Annotated in this window: 17 protein-coding genes; 6 read left to right on the forward strand and 11 right to left on the reverse strand. The window is 63.5% G+C overall.

The window, feature by feature from the left end:
* The first annotated feature begins 111 nt into the window (after positions 1–111).
* Entirely contained in the window at positions 112–2,706 is a 2,595-nt protein-coding gene (locus LH365_RS12055; RefSeq protein WP_226743879.1) for an ATP-binding protein, read from the forward strand.
* On the opposite strand, the gene LH365_RS12060 is transcribed toward LH365_RS12055, so the two are convergent.
* Together LH365_RS12060 and LH365_RS12065 are read right to left on the reverse strand one after the other, a co-directional pair.
* Complete coding sequence (locus LH365_RS12060; RefSeq protein WP_226743880.1) at positions 2,707–3,660, reverse strand: AraC family transcriptional regulator; 954 nt, start codon at positions 3,658–3,660, stop codon at positions 2,707–2,709.
* Between the two features lie 73 nt (positions 3,661–3,733).
* On the reverse strand, positions 3,734–4,561 hold the full coding sequence (locus LH365_RS12065; RefSeq protein ID WP_226743881.1) for an oxidoreductase: 828 nt from the start codon (positions 4,559–4,561) through the stop codon (positions 3,734–3,736).
* Between the two features lie 225 nt (positions 4,562–4,786).
* On the opposite strand from LH365_RS12065, the gene LH365_RS12070 reads away from it, so the two are divergent.
* Positions 4,787–5,716, forward strand: coding sequence for a DMT family transporter (locus LH365_RS12070; protein WP_226743882.1), 930 nt, complete (start codon positions 4,787–4,789; stop codon positions 5,714–5,716).
* Here LH365_RS12070 and LH365_RS12075 read toward each other — a convergent pair.
* The 4 genes from LH365_RS12075 to LH365_RS12090 form a co-directional block, all read right to left on the reverse strand.
* Positions 5,710–6,282 (reverse strand): periplasmic heavy metal sensor, encoded by a 573-nt coding sequence (locus tag LH365_RS12075; RefSeq protein WP_226743883.1) that lies wholly within the window; start codon positions 6,280–6,282, stop codon positions 5,710–5,712. The genes LH365_RS12070 and LH365_RS12075 overlap by 7 nt on opposite strands.
* Entirely contained in the window at positions 6,282–6,713 is a 432-nt protein-coding gene (locus LH365_RS12080) for a hypothetical protein (RefSeq protein ID WP_226743884.1), read from the reverse strand. Before LH365_RS12080 ends, LH365_RS12075 begins: the two co-directional genes overlap by 1 nt.
* A gap of 118 nt (positions 6,714–6,831) precedes the next feature.
* Positions 6,832–7,449, reverse strand: a complete 618-nt coding sequence (locus tag LH365_RS12085; protein WP_255606617.1) for an RNA polymerase sigma factor — start codon at positions 7,447–7,449, stop codon at positions 6,832–6,834.
* Positions 7,450–7,711: 262 nt separating this feature from the next.
* Positions 7,712–10,666 (reverse strand): bifunctional [glutamine synthetase] adenylyltransferase/[glutamine synthetase]-adenylyl-L-tyrosine phosphorylase, encoded by a 2,955-nt coding sequence (locus tag LH365_RS12090; protein WP_226743886.1) that lies wholly within the window; start codon positions 10,664–10,666, stop codon positions 7,712–7,714.
* Between the two features lie 264 nt (positions 10,667–10,930).
* Between LH365_RS12090 and LH365_RS12095 the strand changes: the two genes are divergently transcribed.
* Positions 10,931–11,134: a hypothetical protein gene (locus tag LH365_RS12095; protein WP_107871429.1), complete on the forward strand. Its 204-nt coding sequence runs from the start codon at positions 10,931–10,933 to the stop codon at positions 11,132–11,134.
* Between the two features lie 7 nt (positions 11,135–11,141).
* On the opposite strand, the gene LH365_RS18630 is transcribed toward LH365_RS12095, so the two are convergent.
* A complete protein-coding gene (locus LH365_RS18630) occupies positions 11,142–11,270 on the reverse strand; it encodes a hypothetical protein (RefSeq protein ID WP_255606618.1) in 129 nt (42 codons plus the stop codon).
* A 5-nt stretch (positions 11,271–11,275) separates the two neighbouring features.
* Positions 11,276–12,301, reverse strand: coding sequence for an SDR family oxidoreductase (locus LH365_RS12100; RefSeq protein WP_226743887.1), 1,026 nt, complete (start codon positions 12,299–12,301; stop codon positions 11,276–11,278).
* A 151-nt stretch (positions 12,302–12,452) separates the two neighbouring features.
* On the opposite strand from LH365_RS12100, the gene LH365_RS12105 reads away from it, so the two are divergent.
* Positions 12,453–12,893 carry a pyridoxamine 5'-phosphate oxidase family protein gene (locus LH365_RS12105; RefSeq protein ID WP_226743888.1) on the forward strand — a complete coding sequence of 147 codons (441 nt, stop codon included), beginning with the start codon at positions 12,453–12,455 and terminating at the stop codon, positions 12,891–12,893.
* On the opposite strand, the gene LH365_RS12110 is transcribed toward LH365_RS12105, so the two are convergent.
* Positions 12,890–14,362 (reverse strand): cell wall metabolism sensor histidine kinase WalK, encoded by a 1,473-nt coding sequence (locus LH365_RS12110; protein WP_226743889.1) that lies wholly within the window; start codon positions 14,360–14,362, stop codon positions 12,890–12,892. The genes LH365_RS12105 and LH365_RS12110 overlap by 4 nt on opposite strands.
* Positions 14,363–14,371: 9 nt before the next feature.
* The gene (locus LH365_RS12115; RefSeq protein ID WP_226743890.1) at positions 14,372–15,046 is read right to left on the reverse strand and encodes a response regulator transcription factor; all 675 of its coding nucleotides are present in this window, start codon (positions 15,044–15,046) and stop codon (positions 14,372–14,374) included.
* A 275-nt stretch (positions 15,047–15,321) separates the two neighbouring features.
* On the opposite strand from LH365_RS12115, the gene LH365_RS12120 reads away from it, so the two are divergent.
* Both LH365_RS12120 and LH365_RS12125 read left to right on the forward strand, forming a co-directional pair.
* Positions 15,322–15,672, forward strand: a complete 351-nt coding sequence (locus LH365_RS12120; protein ID WP_226743891.1) for a phasin — start codon at positions 15,322–15,324, stop codon at positions 15,670–15,672.
* 10 nt (positions 15,673–15,682) lie between these two features.
* A complete protein-coding gene (locus tag LH365_RS12125; RefSeq protein WP_226743892.1) occupies positions 15,683–16,465 on the forward strand; it encodes a 3-hydroxybutyrate dehydrogenase in 783 nt (260 codons plus the stop codon).
* Positions 16,466–16,675: 210 nt separating this feature from the next.
* On the opposite strand, the gene LH365_RS12130 is transcribed toward LH365_RS12125, so the two are convergent.
* Positions 16,676–18,541 (reverse strand): ABC transporter ATP-binding protein/permease, encoded by a 1,866-nt coding sequence (locus LH365_RS12130; RefSeq protein WP_226743893.1) that lies wholly within the window; start codon positions 18,539–18,541, stop codon positions 16,676–16,678.
* Positions 18,542–18,596: the final 55 nt, after the last annotated feature.

An 18,596-nucleotide genomic window follows, 5' to 3' on the forward strand; every position in this document is an offset into this window, starting at 1 on the left:
GCGGCGACCTGGACTCTCGACAAAGGGTTAACGCGCCGTTTACCTTTTTAACTGTACCCGAATCACTCCGGTGGCCGCTTTTTCGCCCCCTTCACGGATCGCCAGACGCGCATGCAGTTCTTTTCGCCACGACCCGACAGCGACGGAGCCGGAAGCGGCCTTCGCCTGCGACTGGGTGGCGGCAGCGAACGCTCGCTGAAATCGAGCCTTCTGGCGCAGGTCAGCCCGCGTATGCCGCTGTGGATGCGCATTGGGGGCCTCAGCCTGGCGCTCGGTCTGATGCTTTTCGCCGGGATTACCTCGGCCCGTCTGCAGGACGATCTGAATTCCGGTCAGGCCGCGCGCGACGCGTCCGCCTATGCACAGGCGCGCCTGAACGCCCTGCGCGCGGACAAGGCCGTGTCGGTAGCGCGCGCCGCCATGGAGGGCGCTCTGTCCACTTATGACGCCCAGCCCAGCGCGGCGCAGGCGGCCGTTCAGAAGGCCCTCGACGCCTCCGGCGGGGCTCTGGCCTCGCTGGCCCTGATCGATGCGCAGGGCCAAATCCTCGCCCGCGCCGGCCACGACGAAACCGACCTGCTGACCGAGGCCGCCAAATCCGAAGACAAGGGCTTTACCGCTCTGGCGCTCGGCTCGCGGCTGACGCGCACCGCCCGCTCCTATCTGGTGCGCACGCCCGCCCCGGGACGGGTGCGCGCCGTGGCCCGCCTCAACAATCCGCTGCGCGCCGCTGAAAACACCCGCGATAATCAGGTGCTGCTGATCAACGGCGCGGGCGACATTGTCGGCGCGTCGGACGACAGGCTGACCGGCGAGAATATCCGCATCGCCCTGACCGTCACGCCGGAAGTTATACGCGACACCGCCAACAGCGCGCGCCTGACGGAAGGCACGCTGGAAGAAAAGGGCTTCGTACGCATCGCCGCCGCCCGCGAAGGCGAAAACGGCCTGACCACGCTCTACCTCATTCCTTCTGACGGCAGCGCAGGCGCGGGTTGGCTCAGCACCGCCGCGCTGTTTATCGGCCCGCTGGTCATCGGGGCGCTTTTCGGCCTTCTGCTGATCATGCAAGGGCGCCGCAATTCCGAAGCGGCGCGCCAGTATCAGGTCAAGGAGACGCGCTATCAGGCCGCCGTCGAAGCGGCGCGTTGCGGCATCTGGGAATGGGACCTCGAAAGCGATCAGATCTTCATGTCCGAAGTCACCGGCGTCATGTTCGGCTGGGGCGGCAGCGGCGTGGCGACGACGAGCGAAGTCCTGCTGCGCATCGCCCCGGAGCAGCGCGACGCCGTGCGCAGGGCGCTGGTCAATGCTCAGGGTAACGGCGCGCTCGACGTCTCCTTCCGCGTGCCGGGCGAAAACGGCCGCGCCATCTGGATCGATGCGCGCGGACAGGCGACCGGCCCGCGCGGCATGACCGGCTTCACCCGCCTGTCCGGCGTGGCGCTCGATGTCTCCGAAGAACGCGCGGCCCAGTCGCGGGCTCAGCGCGCCGAAGCGCGTCTGACCGACGCTATCAACTCGGTCTCCGACGCCTTCGTCCTGTGGGATCGTCGCGGCAAGCTGGTCATGTGGAACGCCGTCTTCGGTCAGACCTTCAATATCGACCCGCGCTTCCTCAAGCCCGGCACCTCGCGCGAACTGATCGAAAAGGTCATGGCCATCGCCATCCGCCGCAAGGAGCCGGTCGCCGACGGCCGCGAAGGCGTGGTCGAGGCCGAACTCAACGACGGGCGCTGGATTCAGATTTCCGAAAGCCGCACGCTGGAAGGCGGCATGGTCGTTACGGGTGCGGACATCACCGCCATCAAGGTGCAGGAGGAGATGAGCCGGCGCAACGAAGAGCAGCTTCAGGGCATGGTCGACAAGCTGGAGCAAAGCCGCCGCATCCAGACCGACCTCGCCAAAAAGTACGAAATGGCCAAGATCCGCGCCGAACAGGCCAATCACGCCAAGTCGGAATTCCTGGCAAATATGAGCCACGAACTGCGTACGCCGCTCAACGCCATCAATGGCTTTTCCGAAATCATGGCGGGCGAGATGTTCGGGCCACTGGGTCACGCGCGTTACAAGGAATACGCCACCGACATCCATTCGTCGGGTCAGCATCTGCTGGCGCTGATCAACGACATTCTCGACATGTCGAAGATCGAAGCGGGCAAGCTTACGCTGAAATTCGAGCCGGTCTCGGTCGAAGAGGTGGTCGACGACACCCTGCGCCTGGTGCGTCAGCGGGCGGAGAAGGCCGGGCTGAAGATGCGGGTCCACCTGCCGCAACTGCCTGACATTCAGGCCGATTATCGCGCCCTCAAACAGGTCCTGCTCAACATCCTGACCAACGCCATCAAGTTTACCCCGTCGGGCGGCACGATCACCGTTTCGGCGGTCCCGACCGACAGCTTCCTGCACCTCTATGTTGCCGATACCGGCATCGGCATCGCGCCGAAGGATATGGAGCGTCTGGCCCGTCCGTTCGAGCAGATCGAGAACCAGTTCTCGCGCACCAAGGAAGGCACGGGCCTGGGTCTGGCCCTGACCAAGTCGCTGATCGAGATGCATTCCGGTCGTCTGGAAGTCGATTCACATGTGGGTCAGGGCACGACGGTCAGCGTTATCCTGCCCTTCACCCAGACCACCCCCGGCGCCAGCGCCGACGACACGCCCGAAACCCCTGACAGGGCTTCGGACGGTATCGCCGCCGCCTGATTACCGCTTTGGGTCGCCGTTAAGCGTACGCCACTGGGCCGGCGTCACGCCCTCCCAAGCCCGGAAGGCGCGGTAGAAGGAACGGGCGTCCTGAAACCCCATTAAAAACGCGATCCCCTCGATGCCGTTCTGCGCGTCCGACAGCAGGTGCCGGCTCATCTCCCGCCGCGCCTCGTCGAGCAGGTCACGATAGCTCGATCCCTGTTCGGTGATCCGGCGTTGCAGCGTCCGTTCGCTCATCCCGAATTCGCGGGCGATCTCGACAATGTCCGGCTTGCCGCTGGCGATGCGGCGCTTGATCAGGCGCTTGACCTGGTCCGTCAGCGAAACCTGTGCGTCGACCTCGCTCAACGACGCGGTCAGCGACGGATCGAGCATGGTCAGCAGTTCGGGATTATGCGCGGCGAAAGGCAGGTCCAGATCGCTCAGGCGCAGTATGATGGCATTATGCCCGGCTCCGGTGCGGACGGGCGCGTTGAAATAGGCCTGATGCGCTGCGCTGACCGGGCCGGCGCGGGTCATCTCAACGCGGAGCGGCGCGATGTCCCGCCCCGTCCCGCGCCGCCCCAGTTCAAGCACCGCGGCGAAGGTGATGTCGGCTGCGAAATCAGGTTCGGGATCATCGGTATGCAGCCAGCGCACGCTGATCCGGCATTCGCCGTCCCCTTCGCTTGCGGTCAGTTCCTCCGGCGTACACAGGCGCTTGAACCGCGCCAGTCGGCGAAGCCCGTCACGATAGTCCCGCGCGAAGAAGGCGGAAATAGTGGCCGGCGGATGCACCGAGACGTCGGTTTCGGCCATCATGCGCAGACCGACCGCCGGGTCGGATGACACGGCTTCGACGGCCCGCCACAAGGCGAAATACTGCGCGGTCGTCAGCCATGTATCGGGGGAAACGGGCAGCATGGCCGGGAGCTTCGCCTGACGCAGGATCGCCGGAACGGGCAGTCCCATGCGCTCCGCCGTCCGCCAGAAGGCCTGCGGCAATCGGCATCTGTCTGCGGTGTCTCGCGTCATCGTCGTCTACCTACATCTGGCTCCGGATCAGCCGGTCGAAGGCGCGATCGCCCAGCCACTTGCGCACCCATATCATCGATTTCGCGTACCTGCCCGCGACATAACGGGTTTTAGGGCGTTTCGAGCGGATCGCGCCGCCGACCACGCCGGCAATGACTTCCGGCCGGGTCGCCCCGCCGCGGCCATAGGTCCGGGTCACGGAATCCGCCACGCTGCGCACCAGCTTGCCATAAGGGCCTTCACCGAAGCGCTCCACCAGACCGCTCAGCGCGACATCGCCAAAGCCCGTGTCGATCACTCCCGGCTCGACGACGACGACACGGATGCCCGACGATTCGACCTCCAGCCGCAGGCAGTCCGACCAGCCCTCCAGCGCGTGTTTGGTGGCGTGATACCACGCACCGAGGGGCGTGTAGATCTTGCCGCCCATGGAGGTGATGTTGACGATCGTACCCGACCGTCGCGCCCGTATCGCCGGCAGGAGAAGCTGGGTCAGGCGGGCCGTGCCGAAGAGATTGACCTCGAACTGATAACGGGCGTCATCGAGCGGAATTTCCTCCACCGGTCCATACAGCCCGAAGCCGGCATTATTGACCAGTATATCGACCCCGCCGGATCGTTCGGCGATGACCTGCACCGCCGCCACGATGTCCTCGTCTTTTGAGATGTCCATGCGCAGCGGGATGGCGCCCTGGGCGACCAGATCGGCCATCCTGTCGACGCCGCGCGCCGCGACATAGACCAGATACCCGTCGGCGATCAGGCGTCTGGCGATGCTCTTGCCCATGCCGGACGACGCGCCGGTGACCAGAGCCGTAAGTTTTGATTTCAGTTTCATATCAGCACCCTTTGGTTTTGCGATGAAGGCAGGATAGCTGACACAAGGCGCCATATCAGTCGCAGACGCCGCCACTTCTGTCACCGAAAACGCCAACCTTGCCGGTAACGTCCGGTTTGCGTCCGGGTCTGGCGGAACGAACACGATGGTAAAGGCCGGATGCCGTCACAAAAAAACAGGAGACGGTATCAAGATAGACGCCGCGTTCCGGTATATACGGCGTCCATGACCGATAAACGCATGATCTGGGGCATAGGCAGCGGCGTCATCGCCGGCGCGCTGTGGGGCCTCGTCTTCCTCACCCCCGAACTGGCGGCGGGCTTCACGCCGCTGCAACTGTCCGCCGGGCGCTACGTCGCTTACGGCCTGATCGCCGCCGCGCTGATCGCGCCGCGCTGGAACAGCGTGCGCAAGCGGGTCGATGCAAAAGGCTGGCGCGCCCTGATCTGGCTCAGCCTGCTCGGCAATATCCTGTACTATATCTGTCTGGCGCAGGCCGTGCAGTCGGGTGGCGTGGCCATGACCACCCTGATCATCGGACTGCTCCCCGTCACCGTCGCCGTCATGGGCCGCCGCGATCATGGCTCTGTGCCATTGAAGCGGCTGGCCCTGCCGCTAGGCCTTGGTGTGGCCGGCATCGCCTGTACCGCGTGGGGCAGCCTCAGCGGGCCGTCGGGGCCGGATTCAGGGGCGGGGTTCGGGCTTCTGTGCGCCTTCGGGGCCTTAGCCTCGTGGACACTCTACGCCGTGGAAAACAGCCGATGGCTCACCCGTCTCCATACGGTGTCGTCGCAGGACTGGAGCCTGCTGACCGGCCTCGTTACCGGCGCTCTGGCCCTCATCCTCGCCGTCCCGGCCTTCGTGCTGTCGCCGGGCGCGCATACGAACGGCCAGTGGGGGAGCTTTATCGGTTTGATGGCGGCGGTGGCGCTGCTGTGCTCGGTCATCGGCAACGCCTTCTGGAACCGCGCCAGCCGCCTTTTGCCCATGACGCTGATGGGACAGATGATTCTGTTCGAGACCCTGTTCGCCCTGCTCTACGGCTTCCTGTGGGAAGGCCGCTGGCCGACGGTGAGCGAAGGCGTCGCCATCGCGCTCCTGTGCGCCAGCGTGCTGACCTGCGCCGCCGCGCATCGTCCGGAAAAGCGTCAGTGAGATGAACTGGAGGCCGAAGCCGAGGCTTTCGCCTTTTCTTCGGCCTTTTTCACATCATAGAGCGCCTTGGCCCGCGCCCGGAAAGGCGTCTTGATCAGCGGTTCGGCGACCTTGGCGCGTTCCTCGACCGGCAACTGCATCAGCAGCGAAATTACCGCCGTCTCGATCTTGTCCTTGGCCGAAGATTCCGCGCGGCGCGCCTTGGTGATCTCGGCCTGAATGGCCACCGGATCGGGCGTCGGTTGCAGCATCAGTTCCGCCGCCGCCTTGCGGAAACTGCGGCTCTGATCCATGTCGCTTTCACCGGCCAGCGCCGCATCGGTCAGAATCTGACGCGCTGTTTCCTGATTGGCGGGGCTGAGGCCTTCGGTCATGTGCAGCAGGGCGGGGCCCGTCTTGTCAGGCCTGGGTTTGAAATGTTTAGACGCGATGACGCCGACACCGATCAGCGAACCCAAAAGGAAGACGTTGAGCGCGATCGATACCGCCAGCCAGGTCTTCGGGCCCGCTTTCTTCTTCGGCCCAGGCGTGTTCGGCCCAGACGCGTTCGGCGATACGTCGGCCATTACCAGTTATCCACTTCCGTCAGGCTGGCCGAGGCCAGCACTGCTTCGGCGCGGGCTTCCGAGGTGGTCGCCAGCCCGACATTGACGCCGAAAATGATCCCGGCGGCGCAGGCGGCGGCCAGACCGATCCCGGCCATCCAGCGGCGACGCGGGCGTACAGATAAGGGGGCGGCCATCTTCGCGACGACCCCGGCGGGGGCCATATGCGCCAGGATTTCCCATTGCAGCGCCACGGAGGGTTCGGGCTCTTCCGCCGCCGACAGCCAGGCGTCGAGCGTACGCGCTTCGGCCATTACGCGACGGGCGGTTTCCGGATGTTGCTGCATGAACAGCCGCGCGGCGGCGCGCTCGTCCTGCGGCCAGCGCTGCGCATCGGCTCCATAGGCGTCGACGATCGCTTCGAAGCGTTCGGATGAGATTTGATTTTGCATCGTCACAGCTCCTTTCCTAAAGCACAATCCGATAAGGTGGGCACCACTTTTCGGAAAAATTGCGCGACCACTCAAAAACGGAGAGCGGAATGATGTGTTTATCTGAAATCATTTCGCTCTAGACCTTGCTGCCCGTAATGACTTTCAGAACCGGCTTGCCGCCGGAAGCGGTGCCCCCCCCGATCAGATCGGCGCGGGAGTCCGCCAGTTTCGCCTTCAGTTGCCGCCGGCCGCGTGAGAGCAGGCTTTCCAGCGCCTCGACCGAAACCTCCATCAGGGCCGCCGCTTCGATGTTCGACAGTTCCTGATAATAGCAGAGCACAAGGGCCAGTCTTTGCCGCTCCGGCAGGGACTGCAACGCCGCCTCCACCGTCTGGCTGACCTGCGTCTGATCCAGCCGTTTGGCCGGACTCGCCGCCGGATCGGCCAGTTCGATCTCGGTGTGATCCACCGTGTCGCGGCGGCGTCTCAGCCGGTCGTAACACAGATTGACCGCCACCTTGTGCAGCCAGGTGTCGACCTTGGCGCGGCCCGGCACCCAGTGCGGCGCCTGTTTCCACAACCGCAGCAGGGCCTCCTGCGCCACGTCCTCGGCCTCGGCGGGATCGTTGAGCAAGCGCCGCGCCAGAGACAGCACCCGCGGCAGCTTGCGCGCCACGAGGTTTTGCGTGGCCGCCGCGTCACCGCGCGCCACTGCCTCGATCTGCGCCTCGTCCGGGTCGGTCCCAGCGGTCATGGTCTGGCTTATCCAACGACGGTTTTCCGCCTCATGTGTCACATTACTCATAAGCGGGGCCTTTACGCAACAACGGGGCAGGCAACCGTTTGCGATCCGCCGATCGTCCGGTCTTCACCCATTTTCACGCAGAACGGCCGGTAATCCGTCGCTTTTGGAGCTAGAGCGCAATCCGATAAAGTGGGCACCACTTTTCGGAAAAATGGCGCGACCACTCAAAAACTGAGAGCGAGATGATGTTTCCACTTTAAATCATCTCGCTCTAGTCTTTAGGCGCAACCACGGTTTCAAAGGCGTTACGCGCCCGTTTGCGCAGCTCTTTCAGCTTCTTTTCCAGTGTATCGAGACGCCGCGTATGCACGGCGCGCGCCAGTTTTCTCTGGAAGGCTTCGGGTTCTTTCGACGGGTCGTCATTAGCGTCGAGCGACACGCGCATCACCTGCGCCAGACTTTGCTGCACCCGCCAGGCGGCGCTCAGGGCTTCGATGTCCTCGGCGCTGGCCAGACCGGCGCGCTGCATGGCCTGCAAGGCGGCGATGGTGCCCACCCGCAGCGGCCCGCCATTGGCCGCGTGAACCAGTTGCAGGTACTGGGCGGCGAACTCGCAATCCACCTGTCCGCCGACGATCAGCTTGAAGTCCCAGAAGCTCTTGGCGGGGCGTTCCTTTTCCATCAGGGCGCGCATGTTGAGCACGTCCAGCGCCGTGCGCGCTTCGGACCGCGTGGCGCGCAGGATGGTCTCCAGCTTCAGCCGCACGAGGTCGGCGAAATCTTCGGACGTCGCCCACACCACGCGGGCGCGCGTCAGGGCCTGAAACTCCCAGGTGTCGGCGTCCTTGGTGTAGTAGTTTTCAAACGCCGCCAGCGATACGGCCACCGGTCCCTTGGCCCCGGTGGGGCGCAGCTTCATATCGATCTCGTAAAGCGTGCCTTCGTGCGTCGGGGCCGACAGGGCGGCAATCAGGCGCTGCGTAAAGCGGCCGAAGAAGGTTTCCGCCCCCCAGCCCTTGATCGACGACATTTCCGACGGATCGTCGGGTAGATAAACCGCCATCAGGTCGAGGTCTGAGCGCGCCGTCATCTCCTGCCCGCCCAGCTTGCCCAGCGCCAGAATGGCCACCTGTCCCGACAGGTTACCCCCCAGCCGCCGCACCTCCTCCAGCGCCAGCGGCGCCAGGTGGTTGATGCAGGCATCGGCCAGACGCGCATAGGCCGCGCCCGCCGCTTCGGTCGTCAGGCGGCCGTTGAGAATCTGCATCCCGATGCGGAACTGCTGCTCGCGGCAGATGCGGCGCAGCGCGTTCATGACGTTTTCCAGCGCGTTTTCCGGGTCGGGCGGCACGCGCTCGACCTCCGCCTGAATCAAACGGTCCAGTTCCTCGCCCATCGGGTCGTAGAAGCCGGCGTCGAGCATGGCGTCGAAAATGGTCGGGTGCCGCGACAGGAACTGCGCCAGACGCGGGCTGAACCCCATGATCTCGACAATCGCCTTGAACAGCTTGGAATTGGCGAGAAACAGCGACTGAATCTGCACCCCGGCGCTGAGGCCGGAGAAGAAGACGGCGAAGCGCGTGAAGGCGATGTCCGGCGCGCCGGTCTCATTCAGCGCCTCCAAAAGGCGCGGCACCAGCCGCGTGAACAGTTCGCGGCCGCGCGGCGTGCGCGTCGCCGGGATGCGCCCATGGTGCCAGCCGCGGATGGTCGCCGAAATCTGTTCCGGATGCTCGAAGCCCATGCGGGCAAGCGTTTTCAGGGTTTCGGGATCGTCCTCGACCCCGGTGAAGACCAGACTGCCGAAGGACGAAGAGAGGTCTTCGGAGTCCGAGAACAATTCGCCGTAGTGGCCGTTGACCAGACGCAAAGTCCGCGACACGGCCAGATCGAAACGGCTGAGGTTCGAGAAGCCGCACATGGCGGCGACGCGCATCCGCTCGTCCTCGGCTTCGGGCAGGGTATGGGTCTGCTCGTCGGCGATCATCTGCACGCGGTGTTCCCAGTCGCGCAGGCGCACATAGGCCTGTTTCAGTTCCTTGGCGACGGCGGGGGCCAGATGCCCGGCCCGGCGCAGGGCATCAAGCGCATCGAGCGTGCGGCGCGACCGCAGGGACGGGTCGCGCCCGCCGAGGATCAGTTGCTGGGTCTGAACGAAGAATTCGATCTCGCGGATGCCGCCGACGCCCAGCTTGAGATTGGCCCCGGCAGGATCGAGCCGCTCATCGACCTTATAGGTATGGATCTGGCGCTTGATCGACTGAATATCGGCAATGGCCGGATAGTCGAGGCTGCGGCGCCAGATGAAGGGCGACAGGGCCTGCATGAAGGCCTTGGCCTCGACCATGTCCCCGGCGATGGGCCGCGCCTTGATAAAGGCGGCGCGCTCCCAGTTCTGACCCACCGTCTCGTAATAGTTCAGGGCGAAGGGCACGCTGACCACGGTCGGCGTCGAGGACGGATCGGGACGCAGACGCAGATCGACGCGGAAGACGTAGCCGTCACCCGTGCGCTCGCTGAGGATGTTCGACACACGGCGCGCCAGCCGGTCGACGAAAACCTGCGCCTCGACGCCTTCTTTCAGCGGCAGAGCGTCCAACTCGGCGAAGAAGGTGATGTCGATGTCCGACGAATAGTTGAGTTCCCCCGCCCCGTGCTTGCCCATGGCCAGCACGAACAGGCCGGGCATGATGCCGCGCTCGCCCTTGATGTCGTAATCGATCAGGCGACCGCGGTCGCGTTCCTCGCGCACGGCCAGAGCGATGCCCGCGTGGGTCACGGCATCGGCGAAACGCGTCAGGGCGGCGGTGACGTGATCCAGCTTCCACACGTCGCCCAGGTCGGCCAGCGCCGTCAGGAGGTGGGTATCGGCCTTAAGGTGGCGCAAGACGCGCTTGGCGGCATCGACATCGAGGGTTTCGACCGTGTCGGCCTGATCGGCCAGCGCCTCGGTAGCCAGCAATATGGCCTTCAGCCGCGCCTCGGGCGGCGACATCAGCGTCTCGCGCAGACGCTGCGGTTCGCGCCGCATCAGTCCGGCCAGATAGGGCGAGGCCCCCAGCACCGGCATCAGGGCCGGGCCGGCGCGTTGCAGCAGGTCGGGCCAACCTTCGGCTTCGGCCACTTCGGCGATCGTCTCATAGGCGTAGAGCGCCGCCCCGTCGTTCAGCACCGGGCCGCAGGGATGGAGGCGATCCACCAGCGAGGAGAAAAGAATATCCGCCATAGCCTTCTGTTAGGCGAATCGCACCGCAGACACAAGGTGCGGGTTGGGGTTTCCGGCAGGGCACACCTTATCCGGTCACCGGCGACAGCTCGCGCGATCTGGACGCATATCGCTATATCTGCAAATACACCTTAATTCTCGAATAATAGAAAAATCTGAAAATAAGAAATCAATAGAATTATACTCTACATTCGCCAATTAACCGGTTATAAAACCTGAACCGTTATTACAGCGTTATCCGCCATTCTCGAAAGTATCGCGTCCATGTCTTTTGCCCAAACGCTCCTGATGCCGAAGAAAATCCTCATCGCGGGATGGGTCATGATCGCCACCTTGTGGCTGGCTATCGCCGTCGAACGCTTCACGCAGGTGGAAACCCTGCCTTTTGTGAAGACGGTCTTCTTTTATCTGCTGCTGGACTATGCCTGGAGCACCTTCTACCGCCAATGGCGCGGCGGTCAGGCTTAAGCCGAATTCAGTTCGCGCCCGGATAGATCGGGGGCGGCTCGAACAGCGGCTCTTCGCGCTCTTTTTCCGTATCTGGCCGGTGCTCGGGCGTCTTCGGTTCACGGGAGGGATCGACGGACGGTTTTTCCTTTTCCATGACGCTTAACGCCGCCGGCTGAGCAGGGCCAGTGCGACGCCGCCCAACGCCGCCATGCCGACCACGGCGGCGGCCGTCATCTGCGGATGCAGTTGCGCCTGCGTATAGAGGCTCTGCCCCGCCACGGCCATGTCGCCACGCGTGCGGCCGTTGTCGCGCGGGCGGTACAGATTGCCTTCGGTTGGCTTCGGCACGGCGCGTTTGCGCTTTTGCGCGCCAGCGGCGGCGATGCGCTCGTACAGTTCCGGCAGAACGCGGGCGAAGCCGGTAAACATGATCAGCCCCGCCGACCCCACGGTCACTTCACGAATAGGGCGCACGGCGGCGGTCAGTATGGCCCCGGCCACCAGTTCAGGCGCGACGCCCTTATCGACCCTCAGTGCATAGGCGCCTGTGCTCTGCGAATGATCGACCGGCCCCGGCGTGGCCACGGCGGACGGCTTGACCAGCGTCACCGCCACCGGATCGCCCTCGGCCAGCACCTCCAGCCGCAGCGACTGCGTATAGGCGGCGACCGCGTGCTTGGTGGCGGAATGCACGGTCATCAGGGGGACAGACAGGTCCGACACCACCGAACCGATATTGATGATCGCCCCGGCCTCGCCGCTTTTTCGGAAATGGCGCAGCGCCGCCAGCGAGCCGAACACCGTGCCCCAGTAATCGGTCTTGAGGATGCGCTCATGATCCGGGGTCCTGAGTTCGCTGGGGTGGCCGTGCGCGCCGATACCGGCATTGTTGACCCAGGTGTCGATGCGCCCGAAGGCCTCCACCGCCTTGTCGGCCAACATTTCCACCGCCTGTTCGTCGCCGACATCGGTGGGGATGGCGACGGCCCGCCCGCCCTGCGCCACGATCTCATCGGCAATGCGGTTCAGCGTCTGACCGTCGCGCGCGGCGAGCACCACCGCCGCGCCGCCTTCCGCCGCCTTGCGCGCAGTGGCCAGCCCGATGCCGGAACTGGCGCCCGTAATCACGATAACCTGCGCGTCGAGGGGCTTGAGCTTCGGCATGGCGCGGAACAGAGACGACATGGTGACCTCCGGCAATCATTGAGAGGCTACCGTTCTAGGCCTGCGCCTGTAAGGAAGGGATACGATAATGCCGCCGGGACGTCAGAAGCGCCCTATCCACCTCGACTCCTTATGCGGCCTGTCGCAGCCTTTCTCTATCAAGGAGGATTCCATGACCCTGTCCCTGCAAGACATTGCCAAGGCGATGAAGGATATCGACATCTGCCTTTTGACCACCACGGCGGCCGAAGACCGCGGCCTGCGCACCCGACCGATGAGCAATAACCGTAAGGTCGAATATGACGGCGACTCGTGGTTCTTCGCCAATGGCGACTCCTCGGCGGTACGCGATATCGGTCTGAATCCTGAGATCAATCTGGGCTTCAGTCATATGCCGACCCTGCCGCCGCCTCTGGGGCACATGGTCTTCCTGTCGGTTACGGGACGCGCCGAACTGATCCGCGACCGCGCCGAGATGGAGAGGCACTGGGACCCGGATATCGAGGCGTGGTTCAAGGACGGTCTGGATACGCCGGGCCTGACCCTGATCAAAGTCCGTGCCCGTCACATCCACTACTGGCGCGACGGCGACGAAGGCGAGCTTACGGTCTAGCCCGCCACCGCCGGCAGGACCAGCGCCGTGCGCAGGCCCGGCCCCTGATCTTCATAGACGCCGGGCCCTTCGTCGATGCTCAGACGGCCCTTGTGCGCCACAGCCACGGCCTCGACCATCGACAGGCCCAACCCCACGCCCGGCAGGGAGCGCGAGTTTTCCAGCCGCACGAAGCGCTGGGTGATGCGCGCGCGGTCGGCTTCCGGCACGCCCTGCCCCGTATCGGTCACGGAGAACTCGATCTCGCGCCGTGAATTATGCCGCAGGCGCAAGGTGATGCCGCCCGTCTGCGTGTACTTGATGGCATTGTCGAGCAGGTTGGCCATGGCCTGCGCCAGAAAATCGCGGTTGCCATAGGCGTTCACACCGCTCTCGATCTCAGCGGTGAATTCCAGCCCCTTGTCTTCGGCCAGAGCCTCGAACAGCTCGCACATGTCTTCGGCCAGAGCCGAGGCGTCGAACAGCTTCTGATCGGGCGCCTGACCCGCCGCCTGCAGCCGCGAGATGGAAAACACGGTCTGAAAGGTGCGCAGCAACTGATCGGTTTCGGCCAGGGCGCGCTCGATAACCTCCGGAGCCTGCGACGGGTCTTTCTCGACGTCGTACAGCGACACTTCCAACTTGGACCGCAGGCGCGACAGGGGCGTGCGCAGGTCGTGGGCGATGGCGTCCCCGGCGTATTTGAGATTGCCCATGGTCTTTTCCATGCGGTCCAGCGTCTCATTGACCCGTTCGGCGAGGGCGTCGAACTCGTCCCCGGAATTGCGCAGCCTGGCCCGCGCCTTGAGGTCGCCTTCCTTGACCTGATCGAAGACCTGCATCAGGCCCTGCACCGAGCGCGACACCTCGTTATTGATGATCATGCCGGCGAACAGGCCCAGCACGATGACCAGAACCCCGCCGCCCCACAGGGCCTTGAAGCCCATGTCAAAGCCCTTTTCCGACCACGAGGTATCCATGCCGACATAGAGGTAGAGGCCGGGTTTCAGGGTCAGCACCTGCCCGCGATAGGCATAGGACTTGCGTTTGCCCGCCGGATCGGTCAGGCGGTAATTGATCTGGAACGGCCGTCCGTCGCCGCCGGCAATCTTCGCCTTGTCGCGGATATGGCCGAAGACCGGCGGCGACACCTCGGTAGTGGCGCGACGGTTCTGGGCCAGAATGCGCCCGTCATCGAGATAGGCGATCTTGACAAAGAACCATTCGGTGATGTCTTCCTCGCTCAGCGTTTCCAGTACCGCCGCCTCGCCCTGCTCGCGGTACACCTCCTCAAGATAGTCGATGCGCGACTTGACCTGCGCGTCGGACACGGCCTTAGTCTCGGCCGAAGAGGCGATGTAGATATAGGCGAAGATCAGCACCGCCACGAAGGAGTAGACGGTGATGAACATCAGGGTCAGGCGGAACGGCGTCTGCCTGAACACATTGGATTTCAGCGACAGGCGCGAAAGATTGGGGAGCGCGAACACGACCTGTTTTTACGGCTTGAGCTGATAGCCTTCGCCGCGCACTGTATGCAGCATCGGGCGGTCGAAGCCCTTGTCCAGCTTGGCGCGCAGGCGGGAAATGTGCACGTCGATGACATTGGTCTGCGGGTCGAAATGATAGGCCCAGACCTTTTCCAGCAGCATGGTGCGCGTCACGCTCTGACCCACATGGCGCATCAGGAATTCCAGAAGCTGAAACTCACGCGGTTGCAGGTCGATCTCGCTGTTGCCGCGCTTTACCACCCGGGTGATCAGGTTCATTTCGAGGTCGCCGACGCGCAGCGTGGTTTCCACCGCGCCGTTTTCCTTGCGCCGCAGCAGCGCTTCAAGACGCGCCACCAGCTCGACCAGCGCATAGGGCTTGACCAGATAGTCGTCGGCCCCGGCCTTGAGGCCATAGACGCGGTCTTCGAGTTCGCCCAGGGCGCTGAGGAACAGCACCGGCACGTCGATCCCTTCGGAACGCGCGATTTCCAGCATCGACACGCCGTCGAGACCGGGCATCATGCGGTCGAGCACCACAACGTCGAATTCACCGTCGCGCAGGGCTTTCAGACCCGCCTCGCCGTCGTGCGTCACCATGGAATCGAAGCCTTGTTCGCCCAGACCCTTCTGCATGGTCAGGGCCGCTTCGACATCGTCTTCGACAATCAGTACCTTGGTCATTTGCTGAACGCCCTGCCTAACCTTGTATCCAATCTTACTAAAGCGTGCCGCCGATCCTGTGAAGAGGCCACGGTGTTAAAAAGCTGTCATACTAAGTGGTCGCGCTTCCTGAGCAAAAACCGCCAGATACTTTTGAGGATGCGCTCTACGCGGGTTACTGGCCCCATTTCGGTCTTTATTGCGGCGCACAAAGACGGTAAATAACCTCTGGCTACGTAAAGAGAAATGCGCTTATCATGTCTCAAAAGCGTATTCATGCAGGGGAGACCGACGCCATGACCAAACCCCATTCACCGTTCGAGCAGGGCCTGAAAATGATGGGCGCGCAGCAGCAACTGGCGGCGCGCAGTCTGGTCAATCTGATCGAAATGATCTCGGCCTCGTCCCACCGCTACGCGCAGGAAACCACCGACTTCACGCGCGACGCCCTGTCCCTGATGCAGCAGGCGGCTCAGACGCGCGATACGGCGGAACTGCGCGAACTGCAAAGCCAGTGGGCCAAGACCTGCGTCAAATACGGTCAGAACCAGACCCGCGCCACGATGAATTTCGTCGAGCAATGCGGTCAGCAGGCCCTCAGCGCCTCCGTCCCGCCCAAGACCGAAGACGACACCCCAAAAGAATAGGAGATTTCCCATGCTGACAGGCAAAACCGCGCTCGTGACCGGCTCGACGTCCGGTATCGGACTGGCCATCGCGCGCAAGCTGGCCTCCAAAGGGGCGAAGGTTATGCTGAACGGTATGGGCGATCCTGCGGAGATCGAAAAGCTGCGTGCCGACATGGCGGCGGAATTCGGCGTCGAGGTGGCTTTCAACGGCGCCGACCTGACCAAGGTCGAGGCCATCGAGGGTCTGATCGCGGAAACGACGCAAAAGCTGGGCGGGCCGGATATTCTGGTCAACAATGCCGGCATCCAGTACGTCTCGCCGATCGAGGACTTCCCGGTCGATAAATGGAACGCCATCATTGCCCTGAACCTGTCGGCGGCGTTCCACACCACGCGCCTCAGCTTCAAGGGTATGAAGGATCGCGGCTGGGGCCGCATCGTCAATATCGCCTCGGCCCATGCCCTCGTCGCCTCGCCGTTCAAGGCGGCCTATGTCGCGGCCAAGCACGGCATTGCCGGCCTGACCAAGACGGTGGCGCTGGAAGGGGCCGAGCACGGCGTGACCTGCAACGCCATATGCCCCGGCTATGTGCTGACGCCTCTGGTCGAAAAGCAGATCCCCGACACGGCCAAGGCCCGCGGCCTCACCGAGGAACAGGTGATCAAGGACGTTCTTCTGGCGGCCCAGCCGACCAAGAAATTCGTCGAAACCGACGACATCGCCGAACTGGTTGTCTTCCTGTCTTCGGATGCGGCCAGGTCGATCACCGGCGCGCTGCAATCCATCGACGGCGGCTGGACGTCGGCATAAGCATGGCTCCCTCCTCCCTTTTGCGGAGCAATGGGGAGGTGGCGTTGAGCTTTAGCGAAACGACGGAGGGGGATGACTCCGTCAGGCTCAAAAAATCAAACCCTGATTTGCCGTTCGGTGTTCGCAGCAGATATATCTGCTACGCCCCTTCCGTCAGCCTGCTTCGCAGCCTGCCACCTCCCCATCGCTGCGCGACAGGGAGGAGAAGAATCATTCCGCCGGTTCTTCGGCCTCCAACGCCTTGGCCAATTGGTCGCGAGCGGCGTCGGCGGCCTTCTGGCGTTCCCACATGCCGAAATAGAGCCCCTTGAGCTTCATCAGTTCGGCGTGATTGCCGCGTTCGGCCACCAGCCCGTCCTTGAGCACGAGAATCTCATCGGCACCCACGACGGTCGAAAGGCGGTGCGCGATGACCAGCGTCGTGCGATTCTGCGACACCTCATCCAGCGCCGCCTGAATCTCACGCTCGGTATGGGTATCCAGCGCCGAGGTTGCCTCATCGAGAATCAGGATCGGCGGCGATTTCAGCAGCGTGCGCGCAATGGCCACGCGCTGCTTTTCACCCCCCGACAGCTTCAGCCCACGCTCGCCCACCTCGGTGTCGTAGCCCTGCGGCAGGGAGGCGATGAAGCCCGAAATCTGCGCCTGATCGGCGGCGGCCTCGACCTCTTCACGCGACGCACCGTAACGGCCATAGCCGATATTGTAGGCGATGGTGTCGTTGAACAGCACCGTGTCCTGCGGCACCATGCCGATGACCTTGCGCAGGGACGCCTGATTGACGTGACGGATGTCCTGCCCGTCGATTTCGATCGAGCCGCCCTTGATGTCGTAGAAGCGGAACAGCAGGCGTGAAATGGTCGATTTACCGGCACCTGACGGGCCGACAATGGCCACGGTCTTGCCCGCCGGCACCTCGAACGACACGCCTTTCAGGATCGGGCGATCGGCGTCGTAGGAAAAGACCACATCCTTGAAGGACACCGCCCCCTGCGCCACCTTGAGGTCCGGCGCATCCGACGTGTCGACCACTTCCTGCGGTTCGTCCAGCAGCTTGAACATGGCTTCCATGTCCACCAGACCGGTCGAGATTTCGCGGTACAGCGTGCCGATGAAGTTCAGCGGAATGGCCAGTTGCATCATGAAGGCGTTGACCAGCACGAAGTGACCCAGCGTCTTGGTGCCGTTGATCACCTCATAGGCCGACATCAGCATGACGATGGTCATGCCGATCGAGAAGATCACCGCCTGACCGATATTGAGCCAGGCCAGAGACGTATAGGTCTTGATCGCCGCCTTCTCATAGGCTGCGGTGGCGCGGTCGTAGCGCGTGCGCTCAAGCGGCTCGTTGCCGAAATATTTGACCGTTTCGAAATTCAACAGCGAATCCACGGCCTTAGACATCGAATCAGAATCGGCCTCGTTCATCTCCTTACGGATGGCGATACGCATGTTGGAGGCGACGATGGAGAACCACACATAGACCACGACCGTCGCGGCGACGACCGCGACATAGATCAGGTCGAACTGCCACCCCAGTGCGCCGGCGGTCAGCACGAACTCCACCACCGTCGGGATGCCGACCATCATGGTCAGGCGGATGATGGTCTCAATCCCGGTCTTGCCGCGCTCGATCACGCGCGACAGACCGCCCGTGCGGCGTTGCAGGTGGAAGCGCAACGACAGATTATGCAGATGGTTGAAGGCGCGATTCGACAGACCGCGCACGGCGTGCTGCCCCACACCGGCGAACATGGCGTCGCGGATATTGTTGAATATCTGCGACATCATGCGCGCCACGCCATAGGCCAGCACCATGATCACCGGCGAAACGAGCACCAAAGTCAGCACATCGGTCTTGCCCGCTGCGGCGTCCGGCGCAAAGGCGTTGGTCGCCCACTTATAGGCGAAGGGCGTGGCGATGGTCAGCAGTTTGCCCACCAGCATGGCCAGCAGCGCCCACACCACCTGCGTCTTGAGGTCCGCCCGGCCATCCGGCCACAGATAGGGCTTTAGGAAGGCAATAGTGTCGGAGGCCTTGCCTTTCGGCTTAGGCATGGGAGCAGGCGCGTTCATGAGGACTCTTTTGGGGAAGATCGGTGCAGCAAAGGTTTGCGCTTATATATGTCGC

The sequence above is a fragment of the Asticcacaulis sp. AND118 genome, assembly GCF_020535245.1.
In the GTDB taxonomy this organism is placed as follows: domain Bacteria; phylum Pseudomonadota; class Alphaproteobacteria; order Caulobacterales; family Caulobacteraceae; genus Asticcacaulis.